Source organism: Pseudomonas sp. NFX5 (genome assembly GCF_049132125.1).
Lineage (GTDB): Bacteria > Pseudomonadota > Gammaproteobacteria > Pseudomonadales > Pseudomonadaceae > Aquipseudomonas > Aquipseudomonas marginalis.
This window is the reverse complement of the sequence record NZ_JAFMZG010000009.1, coordinates 300,131-326,640: the sequence shown is the minus strand read 5'-3', so window position 1 is coordinate 326,640 and position 26,510 is coordinate 300,131. Positions and strand designations below refer to the sequence as shown.

The 26,510-nt window shown below is 60.9% G+C and carries 28 protein-coding genes; 14 read left to right on the top strand and 14 right to left on the bottom strand.

Annotated elements, in window-relative coordinates:
* The first annotated feature begins 180 nt into the window (after positions 1-180).
* From J1N02_RS05495 to J1N02_RS05485, 3 genes are read left to right on the top strand one after another with little or no spacing between them, the layout of a single operon-like run.
* Positions 181-1,302, top strand: a complete 1,122-nt coding sequence (locus J1N02_RS05495; RefSeq protein WP_027603750.1) for a beta-ketoacyl-ACP synthase III — start codon at positions 181-183, stop codon at positions 1,300-1,302.
* Positions 1,303-1,319: 17 nt separating this feature from the next.
* Positions 1,320-1,934 (top strand): RNA polymerase sigma factor, encoded by a 615-nt coding sequence (locus tag J1N02_RS05490; RefSeq protein WP_027603751.1) that lies wholly within the window; start codon positions 1,320-1,322, stop codon positions 1,932-1,934.
* The gene (locus tag J1N02_RS05485; RefSeq protein WP_169897989.1) at positions 1,928-2,173 is read left to right on the top strand and encodes an anti-sigma factor family protein; all 246 of its coding nucleotides are present in this window, start codon (positions 1,928-1,930) and stop codon (positions 2,171-2,173) included. Before J1N02_RS05490 ends, J1N02_RS05485 begins: the two co-directional genes overlap by 7 nt.
* Before the next feature lie 107 nt (positions 2,174-2,280).
* Here the strand turns inward: J1N02_RS05485 and J1N02_RS05480 are convergent, their stop codons facing one another.
* Entirely contained in the window at positions 2,281-3,624 is a 1,344-nt protein-coding gene (locus J1N02_RS05480; protein WP_027603753.1) for a putative porin, read from the bottom strand.
* 283 nt (positions 3,625-3,907) lie between these two features.
* Between J1N02_RS05480 and J1N02_RS05475 the strand changes: the two genes are divergently transcribed.
* A complete protein-coding gene (locus J1N02_RS05475) occupies positions 3,908-5,032 on the top strand; it encodes a GNAT family N-acetyltransferase (RefSeq protein WP_092355484.1) in 1,125 nt (374 codons plus the stop codon).
* Positions 5,033-5,041: 9 nt separating this feature from the next.
* Here J1N02_RS05475 and aqpZ read toward each other — a convergent pair whose 3' ends face one another.
* The 5 genes from aqpZ to J1N02_RS05450 all read right to left on the bottom strand — a co-directional run bounded on the left by aqpZ (position 5,042) and on the right by J1N02_RS05450 (position 10,114).
* Entirely contained in the window at positions 5,042-5,743 is a 702-nt protein-coding gene (aqpZ, locus tag J1N02_RS05470) for an aquaporin Z (RefSeq protein WP_092355304.1), read from the bottom strand.
* A 147-nt stretch (positions 5,744-5,890) separates the two neighbouring features.
* On the bottom strand, positions 5,891-7,723 hold the full coding sequence (locus J1N02_RS05465; RefSeq protein WP_421147211.1) for an ABC transporter ATP-binding protein: 1,833 nt from the start codon (positions 7,721-7,723) through the stop codon (positions 5,891-5,893).
* A gap of 82 nt (positions 7,724-7,805) precedes the next feature.
* Positions 7,806-8,369, bottom strand: coding sequence for a peptidylprolyl isomerase (locus J1N02_RS05460; RefSeq protein WP_027603757.1), 564 nt, complete (start codon positions 8,367-8,369; stop codon positions 7,806-7,808).
* A gap of 3 nt (positions 8,370-8,372) precedes the next feature.
* The gene (locus J1N02_RS05455; protein ID WP_421147210.1) at positions 8,373-9,176 is read right to left on the bottom strand and encodes an alpha/beta fold hydrolase; all 804 of its coding nucleotides are present in this window, start codon (positions 9,174-9,176) and stop codon (positions 8,373-8,375) included.
* A gap of 14 nt (positions 9,177-9,190) precedes the next feature.
* Complete coding sequence (locus tag J1N02_RS05450; protein ID WP_027603759.1) at positions 9,191-10,114, bottom strand: LysR family transcriptional regulator; 924 nt, start codon at positions 10,112-10,114, stop codon at positions 9,191-9,193.
* Between the two features lie 49 nt (positions 10,115-10,163).
* Between J1N02_RS05450 and J1N02_RS05445 the strand changes: the two genes are divergently transcribed.
* The 4 genes from J1N02_RS05445 to J1N02_RS05430 all read left to right on the top strand — a co-directional run bounded on the left by J1N02_RS05445 (position 10,164) and on the right by J1N02_RS05430 (position 12,804).
* On the top strand, positions 10,164-10,478 hold the full coding sequence (locus J1N02_RS05445) for a hypothetical protein (protein WP_027603760.1): 315 nt from the start codon (positions 10,164-10,166) through the stop codon (positions 10,476-10,478).
* Positions 10,479-10,629: 151 nt separating this feature from the next.
* Complete coding sequence (locus J1N02_RS05440) at positions 10,630-11,232, top strand: FMN-dependent NADH-azoreductase (protein ID WP_027603761.1); 603 nt, start codon at positions 10,630-10,632, stop codon at positions 11,230-11,232.
* Positions 11,233-11,443: 211 nt separating this feature from the next.
* A complete protein-coding gene (locus J1N02_RS05435; protein ID WP_027603762.1) occupies positions 11,444-12,319 on the top strand; it encodes a carboxylate/amino acid/amine transporter in 876 nt (291 codons plus the stop codon).
* Positions 12,320-12,387: 68 nt separating this feature from the next.
* Positions 12,388-12,804: an Lrp/AsnC family transcriptional regulator gene (locus J1N02_RS05430; RefSeq protein WP_027603763.1), complete on the top strand. Its 417-nt coding sequence runs from the start codon at positions 12,388-12,390 to the stop codon at positions 12,802-12,804.
* 28 nt (positions 12,805-12,832) lie between these two features.
* Here the strand turns inward: J1N02_RS05430 and J1N02_RS05425 are convergent, their stop codons facing one another.
* From J1N02_RS05425 to J1N02_RS05400, 6 genes are all read right to left on the bottom strand, one after another.
* Positions 12,833-13,510 carry a phenylalanine--tRNA ligase beta subunit-related protein gene (locus tag J1N02_RS05425; RefSeq protein ID WP_027603764.1) on the bottom strand — a complete coding sequence of 226 codons (678 nt, stop codon included), beginning with the start codon at positions 13,508-13,510 and terminating at the stop codon, positions 12,833-12,835.
* A gap of 4 nt (positions 13,511-13,514) precedes the next feature.
* Entirely contained in the window at positions 13,515-14,732 is a 1,218-nt protein-coding gene (locus tag J1N02_RS05420; protein ID WP_027603765.1) for an ATP-grasp domain-containing protein, read from the bottom strand.
* A gap of 12 nt (positions 14,733-14,744) precedes the next feature.
* Positions 14,745-15,926, bottom strand: a complete 1,182-nt coding sequence (locus J1N02_RS05415) for an MFS transporter (protein WP_027603766.1) — start codon at positions 15,924-15,926, stop codon at positions 14,745-14,747.
* Positions 15,927-15,934: 8 nt separating this feature from the next.
* Complete coding sequence (locus J1N02_RS05410; protein ID WP_027603767.1) at positions 15,935-16,249, bottom strand: Rieske 2Fe-2S domain-containing protein; 315 nt, start codon at positions 16,247-16,249, stop codon at positions 15,935-15,937.
* A gap of 12 nt (positions 16,250-16,261) precedes the next feature.
* The gene (locus J1N02_RS05405) at positions 16,262-17,641 is read right to left on the bottom strand and encodes an iron-containing redox enzyme family protein (protein ID WP_051429301.1); all 1,380 of its coding nucleotides are present in this window, start codon (positions 17,639-17,641) and stop codon (positions 16,262-16,264) included.
* A gap of 273 nt (positions 17,642-17,914) precedes the next feature.
* On the bottom strand, positions 17,915-19,201 hold the full coding sequence (locus tag J1N02_RS05400; RefSeq protein ID WP_098478932.1) for a mechanosensitive ion channel family protein: 1,287 nt from the start codon (positions 19,199-19,201) through the stop codon (positions 17,915-17,917).
* Between the two features lie 193 nt (positions 19,202-19,394).
* On the opposite strand from J1N02_RS05400, the gene J1N02_RS05395 reads away from it, so the two are divergent.
* Complete coding sequence (locus J1N02_RS05395) at positions 19,395-20,741, top strand: DEAD/DEAH box helicase (RefSeq protein WP_027603770.1); 1,347 nt, start codon at positions 19,395-19,397, stop codon at positions 20,739-20,741.
* A gap of 48 nt (positions 20,742-20,789) precedes the next feature.
* Here the strand turns inward: J1N02_RS05395 and J1N02_RS05390 are convergent, their stop codons facing one another.
* On the bottom strand, positions 20,790-21,065 hold the full coding sequence (locus J1N02_RS05390) for a hypothetical protein (RefSeq protein WP_027603771.1): 276 nt from the start codon (positions 21,063-21,065) through the stop codon (positions 20,790-20,792).
* Positions 21,066-21,219: 154 nt separating this feature from the next.
* Between J1N02_RS05390 and J1N02_RS05385 the strand changes: the two genes are divergently transcribed.
* The 5 genes from J1N02_RS05385 (at position 21,220) to copD (ending at position 25,605) form a co-directional block, all read left to right on the top strand.
* A complete protein-coding gene (locus tag J1N02_RS05385) occupies positions 21,220-21,609 on the top strand; it encodes a hypothetical protein (RefSeq protein ID WP_017134854.1) in 390 nt (129 codons plus the stop codon).
* A 130-nt stretch (positions 21,610-21,739) separates the two neighbouring features.
* Positions 21,740-23,455, top strand: coding sequence for a copper resistance system multicopper oxidase (locus J1N02_RS05380; protein WP_098478933.1), 1,716 nt, complete (start codon positions 21,740-21,742; stop codon positions 23,453-23,455).
* A gap of 10 nt (positions 23,456-23,465) precedes the next feature.
* Positions 23,466-24,290, top strand: coding sequence for a copper resistance protein B (locus J1N02_RS05375; RefSeq protein WP_421147209.1), 825 nt, complete (start codon positions 23,466-23,468; stop codon positions 24,288-24,290).
* Between the two features lie 50 nt (positions 24,291-24,340).
* Positions 24,341-24,727, top strand: a complete 387-nt coding sequence (gene copC / locus J1N02_RS05370) for a copper homeostasis periplasmic binding protein CopC (RefSeq protein WP_027603774.1) — start codon at positions 24,341-24,343, stop codon at positions 24,725-24,727.
* Positions 24,724-25,605: a copper homeostasis membrane protein CopD gene (gene copD / locus J1N02_RS05365; RefSeq protein WP_421147208.1), complete on the top strand. Its 882-nt coding sequence runs from the start codon at positions 24,724-24,726 to the stop codon at positions 25,603-25,605. The genes copC and copD overlap by 4 nt, the downstream gene beginning before the upstream one ends.
* On the opposite strand, the gene J1N02_RS05360 is transcribed toward copD, so the two are convergent.
* Positions 25,602-26,468 carry a DUF6279 family lipoprotein gene (locus tag J1N02_RS05360; protein WP_027603776.1) on the bottom strand — a complete coding sequence of 289 codons (867 nt, stop codon included), beginning with the start codon at positions 26,466-26,468 and terminating at the stop codon, positions 25,602-25,604. The genes copD and J1N02_RS05360 overlap by 4 nt on opposite strands.
* Between the last annotated feature and the right edge of the window lie 42 nt (positions 26,469-26,510).

The window sequence follows — 26,510 nt, the reverse complement described above, 5'->3', positions numbered from 1 at the left end:
AGGGTTTGTGGCAAACTTCGCGGTTATAAATGCCGGGATCGTCGTGATGGGCTGGTGTGTAGCCACGGCGCGATGGAATAAAGCGATGCCAGTTTGATGTCCGCTGGGCGGAATAGAACTACTTACGGTTTGGTACGTCGGTACCAATATCATCTGCCTGACAGATTTAGAGGAACGATCGTGCATAACGTCGTCATCAGCGGCACTGGCCTTTACACCCCTGCCAACAGCATCAGCAACGAAGAACTGGTGCAGTCTTTCAATGCGTACGTGCACCAGTTCAACTCGGACAACGCCGCTGCCATCGAGCGCGGTGAAGTCCAGGCGCTGACGGAGTCGAGCGCTGCGTTCATCGAAAAAGCCTCGGGCATCAAGAGCCGCTTCGTGATGGACAAGGACGGCATCCTTGACCCGCAGCGCATGGCGCCGCGCCTGCCCGAACGCAGCAATGACGAGTGGTCGGTGCTTTGCCAGATGGCCATCGGTGCCGCCGAGCAGGCCCTGCAGCGCGCCGGCAAGACTGCCGCCGACATCGATGGTGTGATCGTCGCCTGTTCCAACCTGCAACGTGCCTACCCGGCCATCGCCATCGAAGTCCAGGAAGCCCTGGGCATCGCAGGCTTCGGTTTCGACATGAACGTGGCGTGCTCCTCGGCGACCTTCGGCATCCAGAACGCCGCCAACAGCATCCAGCTGGGCCAGGCCCGGGCGATCCTGATGGTCAACCCGGAAGTCTGCACCGGCCACTTGAACTTCCGTGACCGCGACAGCCACTTTATCTTCGGCGACGCCGCCACGGCGGTGGTCCTCGAGCGCGCCGACCTGGCAACGTCCGAGCATCAGTTCGACGTGGTGAGCACCAAGCTGCTGACCAAGTTCTCCAATAACATCCGCAACAACTTCGGCTTTCTCAACCGCGCGGCGGAAGAGGGCATCGGTGCGCCCGACAAGCTGTTCGTGCAGGAAGGCCGCAAAGTCTTCCGCGACGTGTGCCCGATGGTCGCCGAGCTGATCGGTGTGCACCTGGCCGAGAACCAGTTGAACGTGGCCGATGTGAAGCGCTTCTGGCTGCACCAGGCCAACCTGAGCATGAACCACCTGATCGTGAAGAAACTGCTGGGCCGCGAAGCCACGGTGGAAGAAGCACCGGTGATCCTCGATACTTACGCCAACACCAGCTCGGCGGGTTCGGTGATTGCATTCCACACCTACCAGGACGATCTGCCCAAGGGCGCCGTCGCGGTCCTCAGTTCGTTTGGCGCAGGCTATTCGATCGGTAGCGTGATCCTGCGCAAGCGTTAAGACAATCGAGGTCTTGAATGGCAGCAGCGGACGACGCGCACCTGCTTGAACGACTGCTCAAGGGCGAGCAACGGGCCTACAAGGAATTGGTCACCACGTACCAAAGCGCGATGCGGGCGGTGGCGTATGCCATCGCCGGCCAGCGCCATGCCGACGAAGTGGTGCAGGACGCCTGGCTGTCGGTGGTGCGCAACCTGGCCAAATTCGAAGGGCGCTCCAGCCTCAAGACCTGGCTGCTGACCATCACCGCCAACGCCGCCAAGGGGCGCTACAAGCAGAATCGCCGGGAAGTGCTGCTCGACGACTTGCCTTCGCCCCACGGCACCATCGGCGATGATCGATTCTCCCCCGATGATGGCCACTGGGCCGTCGCCCCGTATGCCTGGCACCAGGACACCCCGGAAGCCTTGCTGACCGAGGATGAACTGCGCAAGTGCCTGGAGCACACGTTGCTGAGTTTGTCCGAACTGCAAAGCAGCGTGCTGGTGCTGCGTGAACGCCAGGGGTTGGAGCTGGAGGAGATCTGTAATCTTCTGACGCTCTCACTCTCCAATGTCCGCGTGCTGTTGCATCGAGCACGGCTTAAAGTCTTCGCCACGGTGGAGCATTTTGAGGAAACGGGCGAATGTTGACCTGTAAAGAACAAGTGGCACGTTCCAGTGACTATCTCGATGGGCAATTGACCTTTCGCGAACGTCTGCTGGTGCGTCATCACTTGATGTTCTGCCCCAACTGCCGACGGTTTATCCGCCAGATGCGCCTGCTGCAGGCGACGTTGCGGATGCTGCCGCAGGAACCGGTGAAGGATGTGGATGCCTTGGCGCAGCGGCTGGCTGCCGAGCGGCTCAAGGATCAGAAAGACGGGGAATAAGCAGGCTCGCGTGGGGCGATCGGACGGATGATGGGGACCGATCCACCCACGCAAGTCTGGTACAGCCACCTCGGGCCGTCCTGGCCCGAGGTCTTGAACACTTATCTTTAGAACTTGGCTTCTGCATCCAGCTGGAAGGTGTTGGCTTTGGCGCTACCGTCCACCAGCGTGCGGCTGTAGGTGTCGGTCTTGGTCAGGAAGTAGGTCGCGCCGACGGCGAAGTTCTTGTCGATGTCATAGCCGACTTTGAACTTGTGACCACGGGAACCCGTGAAGCCGCCGCCGAAGTCCGAATCGGTGAAGGCACCCACCACGGCGTTTTTCTGCACGTCGCGATAGTTGTAGTCCAGGTTGAAACCGAACACCTTGGACTTGGCACCCAGCAACCAGGCCGTGTCCGCATCGTCGATTGCGTCGTTGTTTTTCACGTACTGACCGTAGAACGACAGGGGGACCGCCAGGCCGCCGATATCGACTTGACCGAAGCCTTCATACAGGCGGAACTCGCCGTTGGGGGTGTTACCGTTGGTTGCCAGCACGTTCGGGGTACTGGTGCCTGAGGCACGGCTGTCTTCATCGTTCTGGTAGGCGTAGACGCTGCCGCCCAGGGTCATTTTCAGGTTGTCGGTCACCGAGAAGCGGGTCCCCAACTGGCCGGTGGTCAGGCGCAGGTCATGGCGGTACTGCACGCCGTCACCGTCCACGTTGTCCTTGAGGTTGTAGTTACCCAGGCTGCCGAACAGCTCGGCGCTGCCGCCCAGTGGGTACTTGTAGGTGAGTGCCAGGCCTTCCGGGTTGATGTCGCTATCCCAGATCACATCGCCCATGTTGACCCAGGGCTGCAGCATTTTGCCGCCAATGATGTGCAGGTTTTTGATCTGGTCGGGGTGGTAGTCGATATAGCCGAGGTCCAGCCAGATCGATTTTTTATCGAAGTAGCCGTCCAGGTCCTGGTTGGTGGAGCGCGCATCGCTGCCGCCGCCGGTGGCGATACGAATACCGGTGTCTACCTGCGGGTTGATTTCGGTGTAGGCGCCGAGGCGCGCGCGGATCCGTTCGCGGTCCTTGTCACGACCGGTGACGCCGGCGCGGGTGACACCATTTTCGCCTTCGACCTTGATGGTCTCGTGGCGCATGCGCACATCACCCTTGAACTGGGTCTTGGCGGCCCAGGCCAGCTTCTGGTCGAAGCTGCTCAGCTCGTTGGTTTTCTTCGCGGTGGCCGCGATCTGTTCGTTGGTCTCTTGTTGAGCTTGCCGTGCGATCTGCTGTTCTTTCTGGTCTTTGGCCAACTCGTTTTGCAGTTCGGTGTACTGCGAAGCGGTGATCTGGCCGTTGGCCTTGAGCATGTCGAGCAATTTAGCGTCGACTGCAGCGCTGGCCGGAACGCTCAGGGCCAGTAACAGGCCCCCGCACAGGGCCGCTGCAGTTTTAGTGGAAGCAAGACGCATATCAATCTCCGAAAGTGAGGAGGGATGGCAAACCATCCAGGACACAACCGACCGATGACGGACGGAAAAGTAACCACCTGATAGAACCAGGCGCTCTAAAAACAGGCGTCAGTATCACGATCGTTTATGACGGCGCAGTGGCGAAGTGATGTCATGTAGATGACAAATTATTTAAGAATGGAACTATTGATTTAGAGCCTTGTCGGGCGATTTGGGGGTGTGCCCGGACCTGCGATAAGCGATACTCGCCAGGCTTTCATGCCATGACGTAGTGAGGATGCCGATGCCGCTGCAACGCCTGGACAACCTGTCCGAAATCGCTCCGCAGGCCTGGGACGCACTGGTGCCGGACGCCCAGCCCTTTGTGCGGCACGCCTTCCTCAGCGCGCTGGAAGACAGTGCCAGCCTGGGCCCTCAATCGGGCTGGCAACCGGAACATTTGTTGCACTGGGAAGGCGACCGCCTGGTGGCGGCATTGCCCAGTTATCGCAAATGGCATTCCTATGGCGAGTACGTGTTCGACCATGGTTGGGCCGATGCCTGCGAGCGTGCGGGCATTGATTACTACCCCAAGCTGCTGACGGCCGTACCATTCAGCCCGGTCAGCGGCCCCCGCTTGTTGGCGGCCAGCGTCGACGATGGTTTCGAACTGCTGAAGAGCCTGCCGGGCTACCTGGAAATCGAAGGGCTCTCCAGTGCCCATATCAACTTCACCGACGGCTTGGCCGATGAGGCGTTAGCCCAACAACCGGGTTGGTTGCAGCGCCTGGGTTGTCAGTTTCACTGGCAGAACCGTGGTTACCGTGACTTCCAGGATTTTCTCGATGCCCTCAGTTCCCGCAAGCGCAAACAGATGCGCAAGGAGCGCGAACAAGTGGCGGGGCAGGGCATCGACTTCCAGTGGTTGCAAGGCCACGAGTTGAGCGAGGCGCAATGGGATTTTGTCTACGCCTGCTACGCCAATACCTACGCGGTCCGCCGCCAGACACCCTACCTGACCCGCGAATTTTTCAGCCTGCTCGCCGAACGCATGCCCGAGGCGATCCGTGTGGTGCTGGCCAAGCAAGGCACACGCCCAGTGGCCATGGCCTTCAGCCTGATCGGTGGCGACAGCTTCTACGGCCGCTACTGGGGTTGCCTGGCGGAGTTTGACCGGCTGCATTTCGAAACCTGCTTCTACCAGGGCATGGATTACGCCATCGCCCACGGCCTGCAACGCTTCGACGCCGGCGCCCAGGGCGAGCACAAATTGATTCGCGGGTTTGAACCGGTGATCACCCGGTCATGGCACTACCTGCGCCATCCCGGGTTGAAGAATGCCGTCGAGGATTTCCTCGAGCGCGAACGGGTGGGGATTGTGGCGTATGCCGAAGAGGCGAGGGCAGCCCTGCCTTACCGGCAGGGCTGACCCTTTGCCTCAGGCCGGCTCCTCCTTGCCCAGCCATCGATAGACAACACCGCCCGCCACCGCACCCAGGATCGGCGCGAGCCAGAACATCCACAACTGCTGGATCGCCCACCCGCCGACGATCAAGGCCGGGCCGGTACTGCGGGCCGGGTTGACCGAGGTGTTGGTCACGGGGATGGAGATCAGGTGGATCAAGGTGAGGGCCAGGCCAATGGCGATGGGCGCGAGGCCCTTCGGGGCACGGTGGTCGGTGGCGCCGAGGATGATCAGCACGAACATCGCTGTCATCACCAGCTCGCAGACAAACCCCGCTGCCATTGAATAGCCGCCCGGCGAATGCTCGCCATAGCCGTTGGAGGCCAGTCCGCCGGCCAGTTCAAAGCCCGGCCTGCCACTGGCGATGAAGTACAACAATGCGGCGGCGACCACCCCGCCGATGACTTGGGCCACGATGTACGCCGGTAACTCCCTGGCCGGAAACCTCCCGCCCACTACCAGCCCCACCGATACCGCCGGGTTGAGGTGACAACCGCTGATATGCCCGATGGCCACCGCCATGGTCAGCACCGTGAGCCCGAACGCCAGGGCCACACCCAGCAACCCGATCCCGACGGCGGGAAAAGCGGCGGCCAACACCGCACTCCCGCAACCGCCCAACACCAGCCAAAACGTTCCCAACCCCTCTGTGACTGAACGCTTGAACAAAGACATGCAGCACGTCCTTGATAGATCGCTCTACCCAATCAGTAAATCAGTGATGCTCCCTGCAGATTTACTTCAGCGCCCGTCTGGGCACTGCACTGAGTACAGCACGGTTTTTACACAAATCCAGGCCACCCATGTGGGAGGGGGCTTGCTTCAGTCGATGCCGACAAACCCCCCGGTCTGGTGCTGCCACAAGCGTGCATACAAGCCGCCATGGGCCAGCAGCTCGGCATGGCTGCCCGTCTCGGCAATCTGGCCTTTCTCCAGCACCACCAGGCGGTCCATCCGCGCGATGGTCGACAACCGGTGCGCAATCGCAATCACCGTCTTGCCTTGCATCAGGGTTTCCAGGCTTTCCTGGATCGCCGCTTCCACTTCCGAATCCAGCGCCGAGGTGGCTTCGTCCATGATCAGGATCGGCGCATCCTTGAGCAGTACACGGGCGATAGCGATACGTTGACGCTGCCCACCGGAGAGTTTCACCCCGCGTTCGCCCACGTGGGCATCCAGCCCGGTACGGCCTTCCGAGTCCGACAGCAGCGGGATGAACTCGTCGGCACGCGCCTTGTGCACGGCGGCCCAGAGTTCTTCGTCGGTGGCGTCCGGCTTGCCGTACAGCAGGTTGTCGCGGATCGAGCGGTGCAGCAGCGAGGTGTCCTGGGTGATAATGCCGATCTGTTCGCGCAGGGTTTCCTGGGCCACTTCGGCGATGTTCTGGCCGTCGATCAGGATCCGCCCGCCTTGCAGGTCGTAGAGGCGCAGCAGCAGGTTGACCAGGGTCGACTTGCCCGCGCCGGACGGGCCGATCAGGCCGATCTTTTCACCGGCCTTGATCTCAAGGTTCAGGCCGCCAATGATCCCGCTCTGCTTGCCGTAGTGGAAATCCACGTGCTCGAAGCGGACTTCGCCACGGGGCACGCTTAAACGCGGGGCGTTGTCGCGATCAATCACGGCCAGGGGTTGGGCGATGGTTTTCAGGCCGTCCTGCACCATGCCGATATTTTCGAAGATGCCGTTGACCACCCACATGATCCAGCCGGACATGTTGACGATACGAATCACCAGGCCGGTAGCCAGGGCAATCGCGCCCACCGAGATCAGCGACTGTGTCCACAGCCACAGGGCCAGGCCGGTGGTGGTGACGATCAGCAGGCCGTTCATGCTGGTGATTGCGATGTCCATGCTGGTCACCACGCGGCTGGCCAGCTGGGTTTTTTCGGTCTGCTCGATGATCGCTTCCTTGGCGTACTGCTGCTCGTATTGGGTGTGTGCGAACAGCTTCAAGGTGGTGATGTTGGTGTAGCCGTCGACGATGCGGCCCATCAGTTTGGAGCGTGCCTCCGACGAGATCACCGAGCGTTCTTTCACGCGCGGCACGAAGTAGCGCAGCGCCAGGCTGTAGCAAACGATCCAGGTCACGAGTGGGATCATCAGGCGCCAGTCGGCCTCGGCAAACAGCACCAGGGAGCTGATGGCGTAGATCGCCACGTGCCAGATAGCGTCCACTGCCGCCACGGCGGAGTCGCGCAGGGAGTTGCCGGTTTGCATGATGCGCTGGGCGATACGCCCGGCGAAGTCATTCTGGAAGAAGTTGAGGCTCTGCTTGAGCACGTAGCTGTGGTTCTGCCAGCGGATCAGGCTGGTCATGCCGGGGCTGATGGTCTGGTGCACCAGCAGGTCGTGCAAGGCGCCGAAGATCGGGCGCAGCAGCAGGGCGACCACGGCCATCCAGATCAGCTCGGTGCTGTGGAGCTGGAAGAAGTTGGCGGGTGGCGTGCCCTGGGCCAGGTCGATGATACGGCTCAGGTAGCTGAACAGCGCGACTTCGATCAGCGCGCCGATCAGGCCCACCACCAGCAAGGCGGCGAAGTGCGGCCACACCTGGCGCAGGTAGTAGAGGTAGAAGGGCAGGACTTTGTCGGGAGGGGCGGCGCTGGGTGCGTCGCGGAAAATATCGATCAGTTGTTCAAAACGACGATAGAGCATTAGGGTTGACGCCCGCCTGGCGGGCTCTCCTTTCAAATGCGCGCGCGGCCTTGTGGGCCGTGCGCGGAGTTTCCTGCAGACCTCAGTCGATGCGCTTGGCCGACTTGATCAGGACAGGATCGATTGGCACGTTCTGCATGCCTTGCTTGGTGGTGGTCTGGGAGTTGACGATGATGTCGACCACATCCATGCCCTTGACCACTTTGGCGAACACGGCATAACCGGCATCGCGACCCGGGTCGAGGAAGGCGTTGTCAGCCACGTTGATGAAGAACTGGCTGGTGGCCGAATCCGGGTTCGAGGTGCGGGCCATCGACAGCGTGCCACGCACGTTATGCAGGCCATTGCTGGCTTCGTTCTTGATCGGCGCTTCGGTCGGCTTTTGCGACATCTGCTGGGTGAACCCGCCACCCTGGACCATGAAGCCCGGGATCACGCGGTGGAAGATCGTGTTGGTGTAGAAGCCTTTGTCGACATAGGCGAGGAAATTCTTGGTACTGATCGGCGCCTTGACCGGGTCCAGTTCGATTTCAATGTCGCCGTTGGTGGTGGAGATCAATACGTGTGGCGCCTTGGAAGGCTCGGCGGCCATCAGGTTGGCAGCGAACAGAACGGAACCGGCAAAAAAGGCGATTTTTTTCAGCATGGGTCAGTGATCCTGGGTAGTGGTTTCGACTGTCTCTAGAAAATCGAGCAGGGTGGTATTAAAGACTTCGGGTTGGTCCAAGGGCGTGGCATGGCGGGAATCCTCGATCACCACCAGTCGCGCATCGGGCAGCAGTTTTACATAGTTTTCTTTCTGGGCCACGGGGGTGTAGTCGTGGTCGGCGCTGATGACCAGGGTTGGACAGGTAATCCTCGAAAGTCGTTCCTGTACGCTCCAGCCCACAATCGCATCGAAGCTGGCGAGATAAGCACGTTTGTCGTTTTTTGCCCAGCGTTCGGCCATCTTGCGGCGAAGGTCGGCCTGACCCGGCTTGGGGAAGAGGCGCTCGCCCAGTGCCTTGCCGATGGTGGCGAGGCTGAGCACACGGGCGAGCGTCCAGCGCTTGACCCACCACCCGTACTCCCGGGCACTGCGTACCTTGACCTGCGGCGCGCTGTTGACGATGCACAGGCTCTTGACCCGGCCGGGCTCGTCCACCGCCAGTTGGAAGGCGATCATGCCGCCCATGGACAAGCCCACCACATGGGCGGGCGGCAGGTCCAGGTGCTCGATCAGGGCGACCAGGTCGTAGGTGAACCCTTCGATGCTGTAGCGCTCCCGAGGCTTGTCGGAGCGCCCATGGCCGCGCACATCCACCACGATCAGGCGGTAGTGGCGGGCCAGCGCCGGCACCTGCAGTTCCCAATCCTGGCTGCTGGAGCCCAGGCCGTGGATCAGGATCAGCGGCGTGCCGTGGCCGTATTCCTCATAGTGCAGGCTGCAGCCTTCATGGTCGAACCAGGCCATGCATGAACTCCGTTTCAGGCTTGCTGGGGGGCGGCGAAAGGCGCGTCCAGAGGGGCTGTGTCAAAGGTGCGCAGCAGCTCCACGAGGATCTGCGTTGCCGGCCCCAAGGGTTTGTCCTTGTTTGAATACAGGTAGAACGTGGGGTGGCGGCTGCCGCCCTGTTCCAAGGGTAGCTGCTTGAGCACGCCTTCGGCGAGTTCACGCTCGATCATGTGCCGTGGCAGCCAGGCAAAGCCCAGGCCGCTGCCGACAAAGGCGGCGGCGGTGGCCAGGCTGCCGACGGTCCAGCGTTGTTCAGCGCCAAGCCAGCCCACATCCCGGGGTTGCTGGCGGCCGGAGTCGCGGATCACCACCTGCATCTGGCTTTCCAGGTCCTGGAAGCTCAACTCGCGGTTCATACGGTGCAAGGCGTGCTCGGGGTGGGCCACGGCGACGAACTCCACGTCGCTCATTTCGGTGCCCAGGTAGCCGGGGATGCTGAAGCCGCAAATCGCCAGGTCGGCCACGCCTTCGATCAACAGCTCTTCGACGCCGGACAGCACCTCTTCCCGCAAACGCACCCGGCAACCACGGCTCTGCGGCATGAACGCGGTGAGTGCGCGTACCAGGCGCGCGTTGGGATAGGCCGCATCGACGACCAGCCGCACTTCGGCTTCCCAGCCCTGTTCCATATGGTGGGCGAGGTCTTCCAGCTGGCTGGCGTTTTTCACCAGTTGCCGGGAGCGGCGCAGCAGCACTTCACCGGCGTCGGTGAGTACCGCCTTGCGCCCGTCGATGCGCAGCAGCGGCACGCCGAGTTGGTCTTGCATACGGGCTACTGTGTAGCTCACCGAGGACTGCGAACGGTGCAGCGCTTCCGCTGCCTGGGCGAAGCCGCCGTGGTCGACGACGGCTTGCAGCGTGCGCCATTGATCGAGGGTAACGCGGGGCGCTTTCAAGATGTGTTCCTCTTGTCCTAAGCTGGCGGTCCCTATTGGAGACTGCCGAATGAGAAAATTCTGTTGTGTGTTGCTGACGCTGCTGCCGATGAGCGCGTTTGCCTACCCCATCGACGTGACGAAAAAGATCGACGGCGTGAGCATCGATTACACCGCCTCCGACGTGGACGGCGATATCAGCTCGATCCAGCTGAATAACTACGGCACCCAGGACGCCGTGTGTTCGGTAACGTTCACCAATGGCCCGGAATCGCCGCGTCGTCGCACGGTTACGGTGCCAGCGGGGAAAAGCACCAACACCACGGTCAAGTTCAACCGCGCCATTATCAAGATGCGTATCGCGTTGGCCTGCGCGCCGAAATAACACAGCAGCGGAGCATGCCCCTCGCGATACTCCGCTTATAAACAAATTTATAGATTGGTTATAGCAGTTTTTTGCGCTTTTTTATCGAATTGGCTCTGTCTAATCTCCACTCCATCGACTTACAGCAATTACAGATGGAGCCTACGAAGCCATGTCCAATGTCCTGATCATCGAAAGCAGCGCCCGCCAGCAGGATTCAATCTCCCGTCAACTGACCCAGCAGTTCATCAGCCAATGGCAGGCCGCCCACCCGACGGACCGGATCACGGTGCGTGACGTGGCGCTCAACCCGGTTCCGCACCTGGACGCCAACCTGCTCGGCGGCTGGATGAAACCGGCGGATCAGCGCAACGGTAACGAACAGGCTTCCCTCGACCGCTCCAACGAGTTGACCGACGAACTGCTGGCCGCCGACGTGCTGGTGATGGCCGCACCGATGTACAACTTCGCCATCCCCAGCACCCTCAAGGCCTGGCTGGATCACGTGTTGCGGGCGGGTGTGACCTTCAAGTACACCCCCACCGGGCCGCAAGGTTTGTTGACCGGCAAGCGTGCCATTGTGTTGACCGCCCGGGGTGGCATCCACACCGGTGCCAGTTCCGATCACCAGGAACCGTACCTGCGCCAGGTCATGGCCTTTATCGGCATCCACGATGTCACTTTCATTCACGCCGAAGGGGTGAACCTGAGCGGGGACTTCCAGGAAAAGGGCATCAACCACGCCAAGGCCCAGCTGGTACAGCTCGTGGCATGAGGTGGTTGATCCTTTAATCGTCAGATAATCGCGCGGTGTTTATATCGCTCCACGCAAACCCTTCAAGTACGCGTACGAACCTCCCTTTGCACTTGTTGCTCCTGAGTGCTCCTGCCCGACTGCCGCTTTAGCGAGGTCGGGTTTTTTTTGCCCCGAGTTTCTTCAATCGCCGAAAACCTTTAATGTCCCGCCCATTCGATGCGAGGCGCACATGGGCTATCTACTGGTTGTCACCCTGATTCAGGCATTTTCCTTCAGCTTGATCGGCGAATACCTCGCCGGTCACGTCGACAGCTACTTCGCGGTGCTGGTGCGTGTGGTACTGGCCGGGCTGGTCTTTATCCCGCTGACTCGCTGGCGTTCGGTCGAACCTGCCTTTATGCGCGGCCTGCTGGTGATCGGCGCGCTGCAGTTCGGCGTGACCTATGTGTGCCTGTACCTGAGCTTTCGTGTGCTTACGGTGCCGGAGGTGCTGCTGTTCACCATCCTCACGCCGTTGCACGTGACTCTGATCGAAGATGCGCTCAACCGGCGCTTCAACCCGTGGGCACTGGTTGCTGCCCTGGTGGCAGTGGCGGGGGCGGCGGTGATTCGCTTCGACCAGATCACCCCGCACTTCCTGATGGGCTTCCTGCTGCTGCAACTGGCTAACTTCACCTACGCCGCCGGGCAAGTGATGTACAAGCACCTGGTGGCACGCTACCCAAGTGACCTGCCGCACTACCGGCGTTTCGGTTATTTCTACCTCGGTGCGTTGCTGGTGGTGTTGCCGGCGTTCCTGTTGTTCGGCAAGGCCGATTTCCTGCCGCAAGCGCCGCTGCAATGGGGTGTCTTGCTGTTCCTCGGGCTGGTCAGCACTGCCCTTGGCATTTATTGGTGGAACAAAGGCGCCTGCCTGGTGCATGGCGGAACCCTGGCGGTGATGAACAACCTGCATGTGCCGGTAGGATTGTTGCTGAACCTGCTGATCTGGAACCAGCACGAGCCGTTGGGTCGCCTGGCCTTGGGTGGCCTGGTGATCCTGGGGGCGGTGTGGATAAGTCGATTGGGCGTAAAGCCCGCGCCTGGCGTACAGTCTGCGACGTGATCGGCCGAAGGCATGCGTGAGCGACAATGAAAGTCTGCTATCGAAAAGAACGGTGTGGGGGCGGCAGAGTGGACAAGATTGATGAACTGATCATTGCAGCCTTGAAGGATGACTCCCGAGTCAGCCTGGCGCAATTGGCGCGGCAAGTTCACAAGTCTCGAACCGCAGTGGAGTCGCGCGTTCAAAAGCTGATTGAAAAAGGCATCATCCTGGGCTTCACCATCAACGTCGCCGAGGGCGATGAGACCCTGCAAGCGGCGTTCTTGATGCTGACGCTCAATGGCAGCAACTGCCATCTGGTGTTTCCGAAGATCCAGCAGTTCAGCCAGGTGGTGCATGCCTATTCCCTGTTTGGCGACGTGGACATGATGCTCGACGTTCGGTACAGGAGCTTTGAAGAACTGATGGTTTTCAAGGACAGCCTGCTGAAGATCGAGCATGTGAAGGAAGTGGTGGTCAACCCGGTGCTGAAGGCCTGGCGCTAGGCGCCGGCCCCCCCTTCATGTGCTGGCTTCAGGCGTGGTCGCGCACGGTTTCAAGAAAATGATGGCTCAGGTTCGGCATTTTCTGGCGCAGGGTGTCCACGAGTTCTTCGATGACCGCCTGGTTGAATTGGAACGATGTGTCGTCGTGCCCCAGGATCACCACCAACAACCTCGACGAGTCTTTTGTCAGCCGGAAGTCATGGGCATCGGCATCCACCTTGCCGATGCTCGCCAACGGCACATCACCGCAGGTATAGACGATATCGCCGACGGGAATGGTGATGGCCTTCTTGGCGAACAGGGGGCGTAGCACCCTCGGTTTTTCCGACCGCATCACGTAGATGTCATCCTTCTGATGATAGGTGTGCACGCCGATGCTGACCCCATGTCGGATCGCGACCGCGTTATAGGCGTCGACGATGTTGTTGATGGGGTACACGCCTTTGGCGATGAAGCGGCGCAGCAGCTTTTCGTTGGCGCTCACGGTATTTTCGTAGCCGAGTTTCTTGAGCTGTTTGGCAAACCCCTCGTATACGACGTTCGAGTCCAGCTCGTTAAGGCGCGAGGCCACGTGGTTCAGGTTACTTTGCAGTACCCCGACGAAGCTCTGGTCATCCGAGACGGTGATGTCTTCGATCACGGCGGCGCACGCATTATTGATGCCCAGCTCACAGGCTGACTTTCTGATGATCAAGCGACTTTTCATAACCTTAGCCCCACAGTTTTTTTCGCAGGTTGGCGGTACTGGCGTCCAGTTGCTGCGCCGAAGGGCTTTGCAGCCAGAACAGCCCTGGACAGGTGGCGAAGTCGATCGTGACCGGCGTGGTATCGCCGGCGCCGATGAAATAACGGTGCCCGCAATAGGCCTCGTCCGCCTGGGCGCTTTGTATGGCCTGGGGTGAGGGCGGAGCGAAGGCATGGCGTTCATCGGAACAGAAGAAACCGATCCGGCCATGGCTGATCTGGCTGACCGCATCGGCCTGGGGGCGTGGGTGGCCGAGGTAGCTGTCGATCGACAGTGACAGCAAGTCGGGGTGATACACCTGCTGGAACAGCAGGGGCGCGATGCCGCCGTGCAAGCGACCGCCGGCCTCGATCATCACCGGCCCGGCCTCAGACCAGATGATTTCCATATGAATCGGCCCGACCCGCACGCCCAGGGCCGCTGCCGCCTGGCGCGCGTAATCGGTCAGCGGTTGCAGTTCTTCAGCCCGCGGGTCGAGGGTGTCGAGGCTTTCGTAGACAAACATGCTGCCGTTCTTCTGGATCTTGGTGTACTTGCAGACGCTGGCAACGACGTAGGTGCCGTCAAAGGCGACCATGTCCACCACGTACTCCGGTCCCGCTATGAACGACTGCACGATAAAACCGAGATTGACTTCGCCCAGGTCGTTTTTCTGCTGCCAGGCCGCGTTTTTCAAGGCGGTCTCCACTTCGCGTTTGCCCTGGGCAAACACCACGCCTTCGGTGGCGGCCGAGTTCAGCGGCTTGACCACATAGGTGGCCGCCTCGTCGAGTTTGCCCAGCACTTCGCCGATACGGCTCGGTGAGCTCAGCAAGTGCGAATCGATGTGGGCCAACTGGTATTTTTTCAGCGCCTGCTGCATGGAGAATTTGTTGCGTCGCAGGTCGCTGGTGATACGGCTGTTGCCCGGGATGTCGAGCAGCTCCGTCAGGTAGTCCGTGAGGTAGATCGCGGTTTCGCAACCGGCGATCACGGCGCTCGGTGACAAGGCTTCCAGGGTAATCAACAGGCTCTCTTCCCAGGCATACACCTCATGGAAGTTCTCGGTGATCAAGTCGTTGGTGAAGTGTTCAGGCAAGGCGCGTGTGGAGATCACGGCGATGCACCGTATGCCCTGTGCGTTGAGCAAGGGCGCGTAGAGTTTGCCCGTGGAGAACGGGTCAACGATGAGTACGGTTTTCACGTCGTGCATTCCTTATTCCGTGGTGGCCGTGGGCGCGGCGGCCGGGGTCAGTTTCCATGCCAGTACGGCGGTGGCCAACAGGCCGGCGGAGACGATCATCAACAGGCGGGCGCCTTCGAGTCCGAGAAATCCCGAGGTGGTGAAGAACGTCAGGATCATCGGTGCCGAGCCACTGACCAGCAGGTAGTAGAGCGAACTCTTGGCCGCGATCACATCGGCTACCCGGGCGTTGGGCGCCGACTCGATCAGGGTTTTACGCAATTGGATCCGCAGGCTGTTGATGCAAAAACCCAGCAGGAAGGCCGCGGCCATCATCACGTAGAGGTTCTGGAAGTAGACGATTGCCACGTCCGCCAGTATCACCAGCGAGATGGCCCCGTAGCTGTTGAGCTTGATGCGCGGCAATACCGCGGCGCTGAAGGCGCCCAGGCCGGCCAGGCCACTGGCGACGCCGAACAGGGTGGCATTCCACTCATTGAGCTTTTGAAAAACGATGGGCACCAGGCTGTTGAACGCGCCGATATGGAACCCGATCATGCTCAACACGATGATCAGGATGTAGAGGTTGCGCGGCAGGTCCAGCGGCCGCGCAGTGGAGGGCCCTGTGGCCTGTTCGGCGGTGTGTTCGTTGGGGTTGTCGGCCACCAGGAGGATGGCCGCGAGCGAGAGGATCGCCGCCAGGCTGATGATCTGCAGCGTCTGGTTGACCGAGAACACATCCACGATCAACCCGCCCAGCAGCGCACCGCCGAAGGCACCGATCTGGATGGAGGTTTGCATCAACCGCGCGCAGGTATCGCTGTCGGTGAGGCCGGCCAGCACCAGCTTGGTATTTTTCGATTCCAGGGTGCTGATGGTGAAGTAGTCGGTGACGCCCACCACGAACGCGATGGCCAGGAAGCCGATGGGCAGCAAGGCGGCCTGGGTAAACGACAGCCCCAGTACTGCGGCGAAGGCCGCCAGGCGAATGTACAGCAGCCGTTTCAGGCTGAGTTCAATGGTAAAGAACTTGCCGATGTACTGTTCGCATAAATAGGGCACCACGGTGGCCACGCACAAGGTGGCGCCGACCAGGAATGTCGAACCGGTAGTCTCCAGGCCGAACCAGACCATCGCGATGACAATCGCCATGTCGAGGCCGGTGAAGAGGGTCACGATTGAATAGAACGCGGTCAATGTCGATTTAGTATTCATGGGCTTCATCAGTCGTAACGGGAGATTTTAAGCAGCGGCACACAGCGCTCGGTGTCGCCGACGACGGTGCTGATCTGGTTCATGACGCGCACGGTGGGCAGCGCCTTTTTTTCCAGGTTGCAGACCTTGTAGGCATTGTCGTGCCAGGGACAGATCACGCTTTGGCCGTCGCCTGTCACTTCGCCCATGTGCAGCGGGCCGCCACGGTGGGGGCATGCGGTGGGCAGCAATTGCGTCGAATAGGCGTGACGCTTGAGAAAGTAGGTTCTTTCCCCCACGGCCACAAAGTTGGCGTGGTCGAGATTCAGGCTGATGGCTTTCATTGGGTTGCCTACTCAGATGGCGGTGACGGTGTACGTGCAGGACGGGCTGGTGATGCGGGTGCCGTGCAGCATTCCCTTGGGAATTACCACGCCTTCGCCGGCCTTGAGGCGCACCGTCAGTTCGGGGCTGGCGACAAACTCCAGCTCGCCTGATTCGACCCAGAACAGTTCGTCATTCGGGTGGGTATGCAGCACCGACAGCTCGTGTTCGGTCTCGGTAATCCTCAGGTCCACGGGTTTGTGGCCCTGGAGCGCCGCTGCCTGTGCGCGATGCTCATCGAACGCGTCATGCCAGTTGATATGGGCATACAACTCTTCGTCGGCGATGTCCTGAAGCAGCCTGAACTCTTCAAAGCCGCGAATAAGATCGGGGATGATCTGGGTGCCGAACTGCTTGATCATGGGAATGATCAGGCGCTGGAGGGCCATTCTTCCGTGGTGCACATCGATGTGGGCATGCTCATCGAAATAGTCCGTGGAGACGCTGCCGTTGAAGATGGTCTTGATCGCGCGTGACTGGTGCTTGGTGGTCAGCGCCAACGTGGCTTCGGTGTAGTACATGGCGCCGATATAGCGGAACAGCTCGCCATGGTTGGCCGATACATAGTGGAAGTAGTTGGTGAGCGACAGCGACGCCGGCGTATAGAACTGCCAGTAGTGGTGCACGTGATGGGACATGCCCATGTCCTGGAGCATGTCTTCAAAAATGGTGCTGTGCTTCTTTTTGTCGACGCCGTAGCCGTACTCGTCGATCAGGATCTTGAACAATTCGCTGGTGTACACACCGCTGTTACCCAGTACGTTGCGGGCCATGGCCGATGCTTCACTGAGGAAGTCTCCCGCACACTGCGTCATGAAAAACCTGGCGGCTCGCTCGGGGTGGCGGCTGGTGGTCAGTACTTCATGGAGTTTGGACTCGGATCGGGCGACGTCATCCAATACTTTATCGGTGTGGGCGATAAAAGAGTCCAGGCACCAAGGGCCATTGATATGTACTTCTTCCTTGAGCCAGTTGTACAAGTAGTGTTCCAGCAACGGGCGGATCTTTTTGCCACTGGCCGCGTGCTGGGGATCATAGAAACGCTTGAACGCCTTGAAGTCGAGTTCCAATGGCGGCTTGGGCAAGAAGACCAGGTCTTGTTCGTAGATATTCAATAACAACCGCTGTGCCAATAGATGCTGGCTGTTTGAAAGCTGGTCGCTGGTCAGGCAGGTGGTGATGATTGAATCGGTGACGTCCTGCGGCCGCGAAGGGCGCTGGTAGGGGTTTTGGGTATAAAAATCGTGGGGTTGAGCAAAGGCGCCAGCACCACAATAGTGGGTCAATGCTTCGGCATTCGAACTTAATACAAAGTCTGCTGCATTATCGGAAAGCTGAGTTGTCCATAACATGAGGGAGGCCTTTTGCTGGCGTTGTTTGATGGCCAGATGCTAAGGCGTGGATTTTTTTTAAAACAGATTAGAAATAGTGCGCGCAAGTAGTGAAATTCACTAAAGGCGTAGGAGAAATTTTCTTTATGGGGTGGGCCCGTTGAATAATCGGCAGCAGCGGCTATACATAGATGCTGGCTTTTATCGGTCGTGTTTAGATGAATACGGTTGCGCCCATCGTCCTATATAGATAGCGACGAGGCGCTTCCCAGCCCCTCGTCGATATCGTTGTCACTACTCCGGGGTTTCCAAGGTTCGGGCAGTGCCTGCCAGGGCCAGTATCCCGGTGCGCAAGTCGGTGCCACTGGGTTGCTGGTACAGGTTCAATCCGAACTCCGGCAACACGGCCAGCAGGTAGTCGAAAATATCCCCCTGGATCCGCTCGTAATCGGCCCACGCGGTGGTGCGGGTAAAGCAGTAGATCTCCAGCGGCACGCCCTCGGCGGTGGTTTGCATCTGGCGCACCATGCAGGTCATGTTCGGCTGGATGTCCGGATGGCTTTTGAGGTAGGCCAGGGCATACGCGCGGAAGGTGCCGAGGTTGGTCATGCGCCGGCGGTTGGCCGACAGTTGCGCGCTGTGGCCCTGGGCTTCGTTCCAGGCCTTGAGTTCGGCCTGCTTGCGCCCGATGTAGTCGGTGAGCAGATGCACCTGGGTCATGCGTACTTCTTCATCGTCACGCAAAAAGCGCACGCCGCTGGCATCGATAAACAGGCTGCGCTTGATGCGTCGCCCACCCGAGGCCTGCATGCCGCGCCAGTTCTTGAACGATTCGGACATCAGGCGCCAGGTCGGGATGGAGACGATGGTCTTGTCGAAGTTCTGCACCTTGACCGTGTGCAGGGTGATGTCCACCACATCGCCGTCGGCGCCGACCTGGGGCATTTCGATCCAGTCGCCGACGCGCAGCATGTCGTTGCTGGTCAATTGCACGCTGGCGACGAACGACAACAGCGTGTCCTTGTAGACCAACAGGATCACCGCCGACATCGCACCCAGGCCCGACAGCAGTAACAGTGGCGAACGGTCAATCAGGGTCGCGACGATGATGATCGCGCCAAACACGTACAGCACCATCTTCGCCAACTGCACGTAGCCCTTGATCGAGCGGGTACGCGCGTGTTCGGTGCGCGCATAGATGTCCAGCAGGGCGTTGAGCAGGGCGCTCATGGCCAGCATCAGGAACAGGATGGTCAGGGCCAGGGCCACGTTGCCGATAAACAGGATGGCGGTTTTGCTCAGGTCCGGCACCAGGTACAGGCCGAACTGGATCACCAGCGAAGGCGTCATCTGCGCCAGGCGGTGGAAGACTTTGTTGTGCCGCAGGTCGTTGAGCCAGTGCAGCGCCGGTTGCCGTCCGAGCAATTTGACGGCGTGCAGGATGAGGTAACGGGCCACCCGTCCGAGCAGCAGGGCCACCACCAGCAACACCAGGAAACCGAGGCTGGCATGCAGCAGCGGGTGTTCGTCGAGGGTGCCCCAGAGGTTTTGGACGTTGAGCCAGAGCTGTTTGATATCCATGGATGAAACCGATTCTTCTGTAAGACAAGACGGCGCGATTAGAGCATTTAAGTGCAACAAAGTTGATGCCGTGGACAAATGCTCTGACAAAAAAGCAACTGATTAGCGCCGTTCGCGTAAAGACACTCGGTTTGGACGCCCGAAACCGGTACCCTATGCAGCTGATTTTTTGTATTTCTTCGAGGTAGCACCCGTGTTTTCCCAATTCGCCCTGCACGAACGCCTGCTCAAAGCCGTGGCCGAGCTTAAATTTGTCGAGCCTACGCCTGTGCAGGCAGCGGCCATCCCGCTCGCGCTCGAAGGGCGTGACCTGCGGGTGACGGCTCAAACCGGGAGTGGCAAGACCGCCGCTTTCGTGCTGCCGATTCTTAACCGCCTGATCGGCCCGGCCAAGGTCCGCGTCAGCATCAAGACCCTGATCCTGCTGCCGACCCGCGAGCTGGCCCAGCAGACCTTGAAGGAAGTCGAGCGCTTCTCGCAGTTCACCTTCATCAAGTCCGGCCTGATCACCGGTGGCGAAGACTTCAAGGTCCAGGCCGCCATGCTGCGCAAGGTGCCGGACATCCTGATCGGCACGCCTGGGCGCATGATCGAGCAACTCAACGCCGGTAACCTTGACCTCAAGGAAGTCGAGGTGCTGGTGCTCGACGAAGCCGACCGCATGCTCGACATGGGCTTTGCCGACGACGTGCAGCGCCTGGTGGCTGAATGCGTGAACCGCCAGCAGACCATGCTGTTCTCCGCCACCACCGGTGGTTCGACCCTGCGCGAGATGGTCGCCAAGGTCCTGAACAACCCTGAGCACCTGCAGGTCAACAACGTCAGCGACCTGAACGCCACCACGCGCCAGCAGATCGTCACCGCTGACCACAACGTGCACAAGGAACAGATCCTCAACTGGTTGCTGGCCAACGAGACCTATCAGAAGGCCATCGTGTTCACCAACACCCGCGCTGCCGCCGACCGCATCTACGGCCGCCTGGTGGCCCAGGACTACAAGGCGTTTGTGCTGCACGGCGAGAAAGACCAGAAGGACCGCAAACTGGCGATCGACCGCCTCAAGGCCGGCGGCGTGAAGATCCTGGTCGCCACCGACGTCGCCGCGCGCGGCCTGGACGTGGACGGCCTGGACATGGTCATCAACTTCGACATGCCCCGCAGCGGCGACGAATACGTGCACCGTATCGGCCGTACCGGGCGTGCGGGCAACGATGGCCTGGCGATCTCGCTGATCTGCCACGGCGACTGGAACCTGATGTCGAGCATCGAGCGCTACCTCAAGCAGTCGTTCGAGCGCCGCACCATCAAGGAAGTCAAAGGCACCTACACCGGGCCGAAGAAGGTCAAGGCGTCGGGCAAGGCCGTTGGCGTGAAGAAGAAAAAAACCGACGCCAAGGGCGAGAAGAAAAAGGCCGGTGCCAAGTCGCCGACCAAGCGCAAGATCGCCAACCGGCCGAAGACCGACAACCTGTCGCTCGTCAGCAAGGATGGCATGGCGCCGCTCAAGCGTCGCAAGCCAGAAGCACCCGCTGCCGAGTAAGGCGTGGGGGATGTGAAAAAACCGGACGTTGTCCGGTTTTTTTTAACCTCAGTTGTTCGCCTTGGCCGCCGCTTCTTTCAATTCCTTGAGCCGGGCGTCGATCAACTGGCACTTGTCGGGGAACTCCGCGCTTTCAGTATCCAGGTCCATCTTCTGCAGCTCGTCGTTCATCTCCTTGGCCTTGGTCGGGTTCTGCTCGGTGAGTTTGGCCACTTCCTGGGCCAGTTGCTCGCGCTTGGCCGTGGCCTCCTCCGGAGTGCAGGCCCAGGCAGGCAGGGCGGTGAGCAACGTGGCGGCGATGGCCAGGTTCATCAGGGTTTTCATGGTCGGACCTCCTTGGCGGTGATGCTCAGTTGAGGGGGCGAACGTCTGGAAAGTTCAGAGAAATGACGCCCGTCGGTTGGTATGAACGGCCACAGACCCACAGGGTCACTCCTACAGACGGGCTACTTTCCTTAGGCCTGCAGGAGGAATCAGGATGACGACTTACAACTGGGATCTGATCGAACGTCTGCTGCATGAAGTGCAGAACGGCGAGGGCAGCTTTGCCCCACGCAAATACGCCGAGCAGGAAGCGGCCGAGAAGGCCACTGCGGGCGAGTCCACCGGTAACCTGGATGCGCTTAAAAAGACCGCCGCGGACTATGAAGCGCTGTTGTTCAAGCGTGGGTTTATCGAGTCGCGGCCTGAGGAAGAAGGCGGTAACGGAGAGAATTTCATTCTGACCGCCCTGGGCGCGCAGCTGTTGGCGCTGATCGACAGCTCCATCCCGGGCAACGATCACCCGCGCCAGGTGCTGGATGAGCAGGCCGATGCGTTGGATCCGGCGACCTTCGCTGAGGTGGCGTCCAAGGCACAGATTGCCTGACCCCTCCATGCCCCGGCACCCAGGCGGTGCCGGGCACGCCGAAACTGTCGGATCGGTAATCTGCCGCTAAGGTTGCTGACAGCCGGCGACCCCTAATCTGCTGCCATTCAACTGACGGACTTGAATCGGCATGCACTCTACTACCTCCAGACGAACCTTCGTCAAAGGCCTGGCCGCCGGCGGCCTGCTGGGCGGGCTCGGGCTATGGCGCACGCCGGTATGGGCGCTGACAAGTGCGGGCGAGCCCACGGTGCTGGCGGGCAGCGAATTCGCTCTGTTTATCGAGCAGACGCCGGTCAATCTCACGGGTCAACAGCGCACCGCGTTGACCATCAATGGCAGCCTGCCCGGCCCGTTGCTGCGCTGGCGTGAGGGCGACACCGTGACCCTGCGCGTGCACAACCGCCTCAGCGAGCCGACGTCGATCCACTGGCACGGCATCTTGTTGCCGTCGACCATGGACGGCGTGCCCGGCCTGAGTTTCAAGGGTATCGAGGCGGGTGGCGTGTTTGTCTATCAGTTCAAGGTCAGACAGCACGGCACTTACTGGTACCACAGCCACTCCGGGTTCCAGGAGCAGCAGGGGGTGTACGGCCCGCTGGTCATCGAGCCGTTGGAGCCCGAGCCCTTCACCTGCCAGCGCGACTACGTGGTGATGCTCTCGGACTGGACCGACGAAGACCCCGTCGCCCTGATGAAGACCCTCAAGAAGCAGTCCGATTACTACAACCTGCATAAGCCCACCGTGGGCGATTTCGCACGGGATGTGGGCAAGCAGGGCTGGTCGGCCACCGTCAGCGACCGGCTGATGTGGGCGCAGATGAAGATGAACCCTACCGACCTCGCGGACGTCAGCGGCCAGACCTACACCTACCTGCTCAACGGCCAGCCCCCCGGCCTCAACTGGACCGGGGTGTTTGAAGCCGGGGAGAAAATACGCCTGCGCTTTATCAACGGTTCGGCGATGACCTATTTCGATGTGCGCATCCCGGGGCTCAAGATGACCGTCATCGCCGCCGATGGCCAGCCGGTCAAGCCGGTCAGCGTCGATGAGTTCCGCATTGCGGTCGCCGAAACCTTCGATGTGCTGGTGGAGCCCACGGCAGCGGCCTACACGCTGTTTGCCCAGTCCATGGACCGCACGGGTTATGCCCGTGGCACGCTTGCCCGCCAGGCGGGGGCGACGGCCCCCGTACCGGCACTTGAGCCGCGCCCCTGGCTCACCATGGACGACATGGGCATGGGTGGGATGGATCACGGCGCCATGGCGGACATGCCGGATATGGCGGGCATGGATCACAGTGGGATGGGCGCGATGTCGATGCAGAGCCACCCGGCCAGCGAGCAGAACAACCCTTTGGTGGACATGCAGGCGATGAGCCCGGTGCCCAAGCTCGACGATCCCGGTATCGGCCTGCGCAACAACGGTCGGCGAGTGCTGACCTACGCCGACCTGCACAGCACCTTTGAGGACCCCGATGGCCGCGACCCCGCGCGCACCCTTGAATTGCACCTCACCGGGCATATGGAGAAGTTCGCCTGGTCATTCAATGGCGTGAAGTTCTCCGATGCCGAGCCCTTGCAACTGACCTATGGCGAGCGCGTCCGGCTGGTGCTGGTCAACGACACGATGATGAGCCACCCGATTCACCTGCACGGCCTGTGGAGCGACTTGGAGGATGAAAACGGCCAGTTCCAGGTCCGCAAACACACCATCGACATGCCGCCGGGCTCGCGCCGCAGTTACCGGGTGACCGCCGATGCCCTGGGCCGTTGGGCCTATCACTGCCACCTGCTGTACCACATGGAAATGGGCATGTTCCGTGAAGTGCGCGTGCATGAATGAGGACGCGAGCATGAATCGTCGAGTTTTATCGGTGTGTATCGCGCTGGCCGGGTGGGCATTCGGCTCGCTGGCGCAGGCCGAGGAGTTTCAAGGCATGAGCCCGGCGGTTCCGGCGCTGAGCGAAAGCCGTACGCCGATCCCGCTGCTCACCGACGCTGATCGCGCCGCCGTGTATAACGCGCCGGGCGGGCATGTGGTGCATGACAGCGGCATCAACTCAATGCTGCTGGTCAACCAGCTGGAATGGCAAGGCGGCGGTGGCGGTGGTGCGCTGAACTGGGACATCAAGGGTTGGGTCGGTGGTGACATCGACCGTCTGTGGCTGCGCAGCGAAGGCGAGCGCAGCGCCGGTCGCACTGACAACGCCGAAGCCCAGGTGTTGTGGGGGCACGCCATCAGCCCTTGGTGGGACCTGGTTGGCGGCGTGCGCCAGGACTTCAAGCCCGGGGACAGCCAGACCTGGGCGGCGTTCGGCCTGCAGGGCATGGCGCTCTACAACTTCGAGGCCGAGGCGACGCTGTTTGTGGGCGAGTCGGGCCACACCGCGGCACGCCTGGAAGGTGACTACGACATCCTGCTGAGCAATCGCCTGATCCTTCAGCCGACGGCCGAACTCAATTTTTATGCGCAGAACGATCCGCAGCGCCGGGTGGGCGCAGGCCTGTCGGAAAGCGAGCTGGGCCTGCGCTTGCGCTACGAGGTGCGCCGGGAGTTGGCGCCTTACGTGGGTGTGAGTTGGAACCGCAGCTATGGGCGGACGGCGCAATACGCTCGCGACGAAGACGAGGACATCAGCCAACTGCGCTGGGTGGTCGGTGTGCGCCTTTGGTTTTAACCGGTTTCTTATTCCTATAACTCGCCGCCTTGAGCGGCCTGGAGCCTTGCATGTCGATGTTGAAAACCGCGTTAACGGGGGGGGCGCTGTGGGTCGGATTGATGATCAGCCTGCCGGCCTCGGCCCATCCGAAACTGTTGTCCTCCCTCCCTCCAGCCGGGGCCCAAGGTGCCGCGCCGGCCGTCATTGAACTGCGCTTTTCGGAGAACCTGCTGACGCAGTTTTCCGGAGCCAGGCTGACCATGACCGATATGCCCGGCATGCCCAATTCGCCGATGCCCATCAAGGCCAGTGTCGCGGCGAGCACCGACCCCAGGGTGATGCTGATCAAGCCGGCTTCTGCACTGGCCACCGGCACCTACCGGGTCGATTGGCGCGCGGTGTCATCCGACACGCACCCGATTACCGGTAACGTGGTGTTCAGCGTCCAGCCATGAGCGAACTGACCCAAGTCACACTGCGCTTTGCGCTCTATCTTGACCTGATGCTGTTGTTTGGCCTGGGGCTCTTTGGTCTTTACGGACTCAAGGCGCCGGAGCGCGTGCTGCTGAATTTGAGGGGCCTGCTGCGGCTGACGGCTGGCGTCGGAATAGTGCTGTCGATAGCGTCGCTGTTGGCGCTGACCCAGGCCATGAGTGGCGCAACGGATTGGCAGACGCTGTGGCCGCATCTGCACATGATGCTCTGGCAGACCGACCTGGGCGTGACGTGGTGGCTACGGATGGGGGCGCTGGTGGTGGCTGCGCTTGGCCCTAGCCTGCCACTGACCGCGTTGTCGGGCGCCGCCGCGTTGGTGACGCTGGCGTGGACCGGGCACGGCGTGATGCATGAAGGCACGCTGGGTGTGTGGCACATCCTCAGCGACGGCGCGCATCTGTTGGCAGCGGGTGGCTGGGTCGGGGCGTTGGCGGCGTTCGGGTTGTTGTCGAGGCGCACGTCTTTGCACGATGCTTATCACGTTCGGGTGCTGGCAAGGGCGCTGAAGGGGTTCGAGCATGTGGGAGCGGGATTTGTCGCGGTGCTGATCGGCACCGGGGTGGCCAACTATCTGTTGGTGGTCGGGCTGAATCTGGACGGCCTTACCGGCGGTGTCTACGCGATCCTGTTGTGCCTGAAACTGGGACTGTTTGGCCTGATGCTGGGGCTGGCGGCGCTCAATCGTTTCCACCTGACGCCGCTTCTGCAACGGTCCGTGGCGGCCGGTGATTATGTCGCTGCCATGGCTGCGCTACGGCGCAGCATGGTGCTGGAGATGGGGGCCGGGGCGCTGATCCTCGCGCTGGTGGCCTGGTTAGGCACCCTGGCGCCCAATTAGGACTGCGCGCTTTTCAGGCATTTGAGCGCCTGGAAGTCACTGCGGACCTTGTCGATTTTCTGGGTGAGTTTCAGCCGTTGCGGCACGCTGCTGTCGGCCATGACGTCGACGATCAAGCTGCGTGCAGCGGCTTCGGTCTGGGCATATGCCGCGCGATACTCCGGTGTCCACAGGCTTTCGCGGTCCACCAGCAGTTGCTGGATTTTCTGCGGGAAATCGGCGCTGTGGCGTTGCTGCACGGCGTCGATGAATTGTGCCTGCCAGTGGGCACGGTTGCCGATCCACTGCTCGTTCTGCTCGCCCAGGCTGATGGACCAGGCCATTACCCGGTTCTTCTGGCTATCGCTCAGTGGCCCCATCCACGCATCCAGACGCTTGCTCATACGCTCGGCGCGGTCCTGGATCTGCTTGGCCAGCGGCGGCTTGAGGTATTCGTCCTGGCGTTTGCGCAGGTCCTTGGCCAGGGCATCGTTCATGTCGTTGACCTGCTGGTCATCCAGCCCTTGTAACAATTCAATCGCCGACGGGGTGATTTCCCGCGCCACCTCGGCAATCGCCTGCTTGGCCTCAACCGTGCGGGTTTGCAGCGCTGCATCGGTGACCTGGTTGCTCTCGACCATTGCTTGCAGGCGGTCGAGCCAGTCGAGGTAACCCGGCAATTGGGTGGTGCAGTGCCAGGCCAGGTGGTCCTTGAGCTTGTCGTTGAACCAGCTCTTCTGCCCGGCGTTCATGTCCAGGTAGTCGTTGAGGGTCCAGGGGATGATCACGTCCAGGTTGCGGTAGGCCAGGCCCACGCGGTTGCAGCCGGCGAGCACCAGGCTCAGGGTCAGGAATACCACCAGCAGTTTGAGCCGACGCAGCATGGGCGTGTCCTTGCGCAGAGGGGAGTCAATGCATGTGAACCC